6 protein-coding genes and 1 tRNA gene are annotated in these 7,099 nt (G+C 29.0%); 4 read left to right on the top strand and 3 right to left on the bottom strand.

The features are described from left to right. The first annotated feature begins 2 nt into the window (after positions 1-2). Positions 3-77, top strand: a tRNA-Thr gene (locus tag I4U89_RS13060). Positions 78-160: 83 nt separating this feature from the next. On the opposite strand, the gene I4U89_RS13055 is transcribed toward I4U89_RS13060, so the two are convergent. Both I4U89_RS13055 and I4U89_RS13050 read right to left on the bottom strand, forming a co-directional pair. Further along, positions 161-1,153 carry an ATP-binding protein gene (locus I4U89_RS13055; RefSeq protein WP_166506162.1) on the bottom strand — a complete coding sequence of 331 codons (993 nt, stop codon included), beginning with the start codon at positions 1,151-1,153 and terminating at the stop codon, positions 161-163. 8 nt (positions 1,154-1,161) lie between these two features. After that, positions 1,162-2,214, bottom strand: coding sequence for a DnaD domain protein (locus I4U89_RS13050; protein ID WP_195940777.1), 1,053 nt, complete (start codon positions 2,212-2,214; stop codon positions 1,162-1,164). A 150-nt stretch (positions 2,215-2,364) separates the two neighbouring features. On the opposite strand from I4U89_RS13050, the gene I4U89_RS13045 reads away from it, so the two are divergent. The 3 genes from I4U89_RS13045 (at position 2,365) to rlmH (ending at position 5,245) form a co-directional block, all read left to right on the top strand. Next, positions 2,365-3,837: a M1 family metallopeptidase gene (locus I4U89_RS13045; protein WP_195940776.1), complete on the top strand. Its 1,473-nt coding sequence runs from the start codon at positions 2,365-2,367 to the stop codon at positions 3,835-3,837. Between the two features lie 87 nt (positions 3,838-3,924). After that, the gene (locus tag I4U89_RS13040; RefSeq protein WP_195940775.1) at positions 3,925-4,719 is read left to right on the top strand and encodes an MBL fold metallo-hydrolase; all 795 of its coding nucleotides are present in this window, start codon (positions 3,925-3,927) and stop codon (positions 4,717-4,719) included. 46 nt (positions 4,720-4,765) lie between these two features. Next, positions 4,766-5,245 (top strand): 23S rRNA (pseudouridine(1915)-N(3))-methyltransferase RlmH, encoded by a 480-nt coding sequence (gene rlmH / locus I4U89_RS13035; protein WP_195940774.1) that lies wholly within the window; start codon positions 4,766-4,768, stop codon positions 5,243-5,245. A 192-nt stretch (positions 5,246-5,437) separates the two neighbouring features. Here rlmH and I4U89_RS13030 read toward each other — a convergent pair whose 3' ends face one another. Further along, positions 5,438-6,817, bottom strand: coding sequence for a GntP family permease (locus I4U89_RS13030; protein ID WP_195940773.1), 1,380 nt, complete (start codon positions 6,815-6,817; stop codon positions 5,438-5,440). Positions 6,818-7,099: the final 282 nt, after the last annotated feature.

Below are 7,099 nucleotides of genomic sequence, written 5' to 3'. Positions count from 1 at the left end.
ATGCTGGTGTGGCTCAACGGTAGAGCAGCTGACTTGTAATCAGCAGGTTGTAGGTTCGATTCCTATCACCAGCTCCAATCAAACTCTTAGATTTTATCTAAGAGTTTTTTGTTGTTTACAAAAATAAAAAATAGGAGAAAAATATTATAATATTTTTCTCCTATTTATATCTTTCCCATCTTAAATCATTACCAACAAACTTTATAAGCCTAAACTTATCTAATATTCTAGATAAAGTTCTTTGAGTATAAGTTTTTCCTATTTGATTAGGAGATAAGTTTGTAGAGATTATTATCTTTTTACCAGATACCAATCGAGTATTAACTATATTAAAAATTTCACCACTCGTAAATGAATTATTTAGCTCAGTTCCAAGATCATCTATTATTAATAAATCGCAATCGAATAGATTTTTATAATTTTCATTAGCCATTTTATTATTAGGATCTCTTCTAAACTTATAGTCCTCAATAATTTCTAGGATTTTAAAAGATGTTTGATATATAACTACATATCCTCTATCTAATAAATCTTTAGCAATACAGTTAGACATATAAGTTTTTCCTAGTCCAGTAGAACCATAGAAAAGTAGATTTTCACCATTATCTTTATCGAAATCTAATACGAATTTTTCACAAATAGAGAATATATCAAGCATATTTTCTCTAGGTGATATACCAGCACCTTCAGGTCTTACAGGTGAAAATATATCAAAATTGAAATTGGCAAAATTCTCTTTACTTAAAACTCTATCTAAATTAGACATTTTGTAAGCTTCATTGATTATTTCCTGCTTAAAACAACTACATTTTTCACCATTTGGCGTAAACCCAGTATCTTTACAGTAATTACAATCATACTTCATCTCTAAATAATTTTCAGGTATACCATGAGTTTTTAGAAGAAGAGATTTTCTAGCTTTTAGAGTATCCATCTGTTCTTTAGATTCCTTTACTATCTTTTCTCTTGAATTAGGATCAAGTAAAACAGCCTTAGCTAGTTTAAGGCCAATTTTACTAATCTCATCTTCTATATGCTGAATTTCTGGTATTCGAGTATAAAGTTCTTTTTTTCTGTTTTCTAAGTCAAGTTCATCTGCATCTCTTTTTTGCTCGTACTTTAGCAGGATCTCTCTTATCTTACTTTCGTTCATCTAATCACCTACCTAAATTTTTCCTTCTGACTTTTCTCGATAATTCTGTCTAGTTCCTCTGGACTATATTGAGTGAATGTCTCATTAAAGTTATGGAACTTAGTCTTTTTATAATTTTCGGAAGTTTTATTAGAGGAAAATTTATTAACATTTTCTTTTAATTTTCTTGATTCTTTTTGTATTTTTAAGTCTTGAAGATTTTTTATGCTTTTATTATTCCAACTTTTAATAACACCATCAATGTATGTTATAGAAGGATTAGAAATATTTTTAGACTTAGAACAAGCTTCAAGAATTAATTCAATATCCATATTAAATTGATCTAACCATATATCCATAGTTTCCTTTTCAGACCTAGAAGGTTGTCTGAAGAATCCTAATTCATTAAATATAGTTTTGTATATCGTATATCTCTCACTCCTAGCATTAAAACTAACTTTAACATCATCAGGAGTATATAAGTTGCTATCATACCAGTTTCTAATTATACTCTCAATATACTTAACAGGCTTGGAAGAACCAGTTCTTTCTTTTACATTTTCATAAGCATAAACAATCATATCTGGATTCATATTGTATTTATTCATTATATCTAAAATACTAATTTTTTCACCTGGGTCAAGATGTCTTCCTACAATTTGATTTATAGCGTTAAACATCTTTCTAATGCTTGGGTTTTCAGCAACAGAAACAATAGAGTCTGTATTTGATTTAATAGATTTAGTATTAACAGTAGTATTTTCTATATACTGTTTCTTTAAATCTAAAAACTCAACAGAATAATCGAATTCATCAAGGCCTTCGTTTTTGTGCATTTTAATTATATTCTTACTTTCCCAAAACTTCCATGCTGATAATACATCTGAAAGAGGGATATTTAAGTCTTTTGCAATAGAGTTATTGTTAAACTTAGGATTAGCACTTGGGTCACAAGCATTTTTATATCCAAGGAGATAAACTTTAACGTATAACCCGTCCGCCATAGGCATAAATATATCTATAAAGATATTTGGAATGGATGTATCACCTAAGTCAACCTCATTAGGTTCTTTAAAAAACATTTTATCACCTCGCTTTAAATTATATCATAAAAATGTAATACTAAATGTAGCCTACATAATTATCAAGAAGAATTATATCATAAAAAGCTATATAAATTTATCTTGCAAAAAAACTTTTAAATTATTCATGTAAAACAGGGGGGAGAAGATTTGATAATAAACTTTACTAAAAGAGTAAGAAAGCTATTATCAGTAGGAATAATAGCATTAGTTTTAGTAGCCGGTGGAGGAATATATTTTTACAATGATAAAAAAGAAATACCTTCAGCCAACTTAACAAATGAAAAAGATATTAATAGATATACAATAGATGTAGTTTTTGATGATGAAAGTAAACGTTTAATGTGTAACCAAAATATAGAGTATGTAAATAATACAAAAATCACTTTAGACAAGCTATATTTTCATATATATCCAAATGCTTTCTCAAAGAGTGAATTTGCGCCTTTTGAAAAATCTGAAATGAAACAAGCATATCCAAATGGATTTAATGAAGGATATATAGATTTAAAAAACATATTAAATAATGGAAAAAAATTGGCCTATAAGGTAAGTGGTGAAAAAAATGATATACTAGAGATTGAATTAAAAAACCCAATTAAGCCAGGAAATAAAGTATCTATAGATATGAAATACAATGTTAAAATACCTAATTCGCAAGGTAGATTTGGATATGGGGAAAATACAGTAAACGTGGCCAATTGGTTTCCAATAGCTAGTGTTAATGATGACAAAGGATGGGATTTAAATAGCTATGAAACAGTAGGGGATCCATTTTATAGTGATACAAGCGACTTCTATGTAAAGATACTTTTACCTAAAAAGTATAAAATTGGATGTACAGGTAAGGTAGTAAAGGAGACATCTGATAGTGACAAGACTCTTTATGAAGTAGAAGCAAAGCAAGTGAGAGATTTCGCTTTTATTTTAAGTGATAAGTTTCATGTTGATAGCGATAAATATAATGAAGTCAATATTAGTACATATAATTTAAATGAAGAATTATCTAAGGATGCTACATATATTGCAAAGAGCTCTATGGAGATATTTAGTGAGTTATTTGGGAAATATCCATATGATACATACTCTGTAATAGCAAGTGACTTTTTTATAGGAGGTATGGAATACCCAACTTTAATAATGATAGATCAAAGCTTGTATAATAATAGAGATAAATTTTTATTAGAATATGTAATCGCACACGAGACAGCACACCAATGGTGGTATTCAGTAGTTGGAAATAATGAAATAAGTGAACCATGGATAGATGAAGCGCTAACAGAATATTCTACAATACTATACTTTGAAAAAAAATATGGAAATGAAGTAGCTAAGAAATTAATAGATAATATGGAGCTACAAGCTAGAAGTTATCGTAGTGAAGATATATTTAAGCCAGTAACAGAGTATTCAAATTCAATAGAATATAGTTTAAATGTCTATACTAAAGGGGCTTTAGCTTTCCATGAAGTAAGAAAAGAAGTGGGAGATAAGGTATTCTTTGATACTTTAAAGGAATATTACTCTACATATATGCACAAAAACGTAAGTAGTGCAGAATTTGTAAAGTTATGGAATGATAAGGGTGTAGATATAGATAAGATTATAAAAGAATACAAGTAAATTTTAACTCAAGCATTAAATAATTATTTAATGCTTGAGTTTTTTGGTATAATATAATCTATGACAATGAGAAGACGAGGTGAATAAATGCTAAAATACTGTTCAATAGGAAGTGGAAGTAGCGGAAATTGCCATTATATAGAATATAAGGATACAGGAATACTAGTAGATGCAGGTCTTAGTGGAAAGAGAATAACAACAGGACTTGATGATATAGGAATAAATATGGAAAAGGTGAAAGGAATATTCATAACACATGAACATTCAGACCATATAAAAGGTGCAGGGATAATGTCTAGAAAATATAATATACCTATATTTGCAAATGTAAAAACATGGTGTGCTATGAAAGATAAATTAGGAAATATAGAAAGTAACAATATGAAGGTATTTGAAAATGATAAAACTTACTCTTTAGGAGATGTGGTAATAAGACCATTTTCAATACCACACGATGCATCGGACGCAGTAGGATATAACTTCTACACAGGGAACGATAAGATGTCTATAGCTACAGATATAGGATATATAGATGACAATATAAGAAGACATCTGTATAAATCAAAATTAGTAGTATTAGAATCAAATTATGACCCTAATATGCTTATGATGGGTTCTTACCCATACTCATTAAAAAAGAGGGTGATGTCAGAAGAAGGGCATTTATCAAATGAAGATGCAGCTAAATTCTGTGTTGAGCTTATAAATAACGGAACGGAAAGAATATTATTAGCTCATTTAAGTAAAGAAAATAACTTCCCAGAACTAGCATATGAAACATCTAAGAGCATACTTACTCAAAATGATATAATAGTTGGACAAGATGTTAAGCTAGATGTTTTATTAAGAGAAGAAGTTTCAGATATATATAAAGTTAAATAAAGAGGATTTATTAAGACATAAATAGACCGGATAAAGGAGAAATCTTATGAATATAACAGTTATTAGTGTAGGTAAATTAAAAGAAAAGTATTTAAAATTAGGAATAGAAGAATTTTCAAAGAGATTATCTAAGTATTGTAAATTAGATTTAATAGAATTGGATGATGAAAAGTGTCCAGAAAACTTAAGCCCAAAGGATATGTTAATAGTCAAAGAAAAGGAAGGTAAAAAAATTCTAGGTAAAATAAAGAGCAATAGCTATGTTATCGCTCTTGCTATTGATGGAAAGAATTTATCTTCTGAAGAATTAGCAGATACTATGAGTAAGCTAGCTGTTAGAGGTAATAGTCATATAACTTTTGTTATAGGAGGTTCTCTAGGGCTTTGTGATGAGGTGTTAAACAGAGCTGATTATAAGTTATCTTTTTCTAAGATGACTTTTCCACATCAACTGATGAGACTTATACTTTTAGAGCAAGTTTATAGAGCGTTTAGAATAAATAATAATGAACCATATCACAAGTAAAGTATAACTCTCTTGTGATATACTGAAAAGATTCTAGTGATAATATTATTATCCATAAGAAAAAAGACGTGAAGGAATGCGTGAATTTACACAATGGATAATTTTTCTAGAAAACATGCTAAATATATAACCACACCTAAGGATTTAATATATTGAAAATTCTAAAGTGTGGTTATTTTTATACCATTAATCTTAAGTATATAATATAGATGTAGTAATAACGACCAATGTGGTTACTAATATAGGTATAACAACAGAGGTAATAAAAATATCTTTATAGGAATCCTTATGAGTAAGGCTACAAATAGCAAGTGTTGTTATTACTGCTCCATTATGAGGTAAGGTATCAAGTCCACCAGAAGCTAAAGCAGCTATTCTATGCATTATTTCAGGAGAAATATTAAGGGCTTGACTCATTGCTATAAAGGTAGATGATAGAGCATCTAGTGTTATAGTAAGTCCTCCAGAGGCAGATGCTGTAATACCACAAATTATGTTCACTGATAAAGCTTCTGAAATTATTGGATTAGAAGATACATTTAATATCATTGATTGCAAAGCAATAAATACAGGCAATGATTTTATAACACTTCCATACCCAACAATAGCACTAGAACTAAGCAGTGGTAAAAAGGAATTTGATATACCTTCATTAAGAACTTTATTTAAGTTAGAAATTTTCCTAAAGTTAGTTATTATTATAAATAATGTGGATATAACTATAGAGATAATTACACTCCATGTGCCAGACACATTATCTAGTGCTAAGTTATATTTACTCAAATAAGAGCCATCGATTAATTGGTAAAATATTTTTGAAAAGAATAAATTACTTAAAAATATAATTAATATAGGTGTTACTGCTAAAAATATATTTGGAATATTCTTATCTTCATTAAAGTTATCCTCAATATAATGATTTCCATACCCTTCTAGATTCTCATGTGCTTTTCTAACGCGATATGTAAGCCAAGCCATGCCAAGTACTAGCATTAATACACTAGCTATAATTCCTATAAGAGGTGCAGCAAAAGTATCTGTCCCAAAGTATCTCATAGGAATAACATTTTGTATTTCAGGAGTACCTGGAAGAGCTGTCATTGTAAAGGTAAATGACCCTAGAGCAATAGTTCCTGGAATTAATCTCTTTGGAATATCAGATTCCTTAAACAAAACATTGGCAATAGGATATAATACGAAGGCAACTGTAAATAAAGAAACCCCTCCATATGTAAGAAGTGCACCAGCAAGTACTACTGCTAATATAGTTTTATTTTTACCTAAATTTTTAGTAATGAAATTTGCTATGGATTTCGCATAAAGAGCTTCTTCCATTAATTTAGCAAAGATTGCACCTGTTAAGAAAATAGGGAAGTAGTTCTTTACGAAATTTGCAAACCCACCCATATATACTTCAGTATAATGAACCATTAACTGTGTATTAGAATCTCCACCTATTAATAATACTGTAAGTAAGGCAACTAAGGGAGCTGTAATAATAGTTGAATACCCTTTGTAGGCTAAGAATATTATCAAAGATAATGATAAAATTAATCCGATTATGCTTATCATATTAAAATGTCCTCTTTCAATTTAAAATTTTAAAATAGCTTATCTTATGATACCCAAAATTATTAAATTAAAAACAAGGTAAGTTGCTCTTACTAGACAACTTATGATAAAAAATATTATATTTGTGATTTCATCTATTCTTGAGTTTCTTTCCATATACAGATATAGAGGAATTAATAAATATGCTAATATAATAGAATAAAAAGCGACATCCTTTGGGGGTGTAACGGAGAACCGTATCACAAATAAGAGATACGGTTTCTTTTTTAGTATTTTTACGTT

Origin of the sequence: Romboutsia sp. 1001713B170131_170501_G6 (genome assembly GCF_015668195.1) — a bacterium.
GTDB lineage: Bacteria > Bacillota > Clostridia > Peptostreptococcales > Peptostreptococcaceae > Romboutsia_C.
This window is presented reverse-complemented; position numbering and strand designations above follow the sequence as displayed.

Coding starts and splice junctions, on each gene's coding strand:
- I4U89_RS13055 (WP_166506162.1), bottom strand. CDS start 1,153: ATGAACGAAAGTAAGATAAGAGAGATCCTGCTAAAGTACGAGCAAAAA.
- I4U89_RS13050 (WP_195940777.1), bottom strand. CDS start 2,214: ATGTTTTTTAAAGAACCTAATGAGGTTGACTTAGGTGATACATCCATT.
- I4U89_RS13040 (WP_195940775.1), top strand. CDS start 3,925: ATGCTAAAATACTGTTCAATAGGAAGTGGAAGTAGCGGAAATTGCCAT.
- rlmH (WP_195940774.1), top strand. CDS start 4,766: ATGAATATAACAGTTATTAGTGTAGGTAAATTAAAAGAAAAGTATTTA.
- I4U89_RS13030 (WP_195940773.1), bottom strand. CDS start 6,817: ATGATAAGCATAATCGGATTAATTTTATCATTATCTTTGATAATATTC.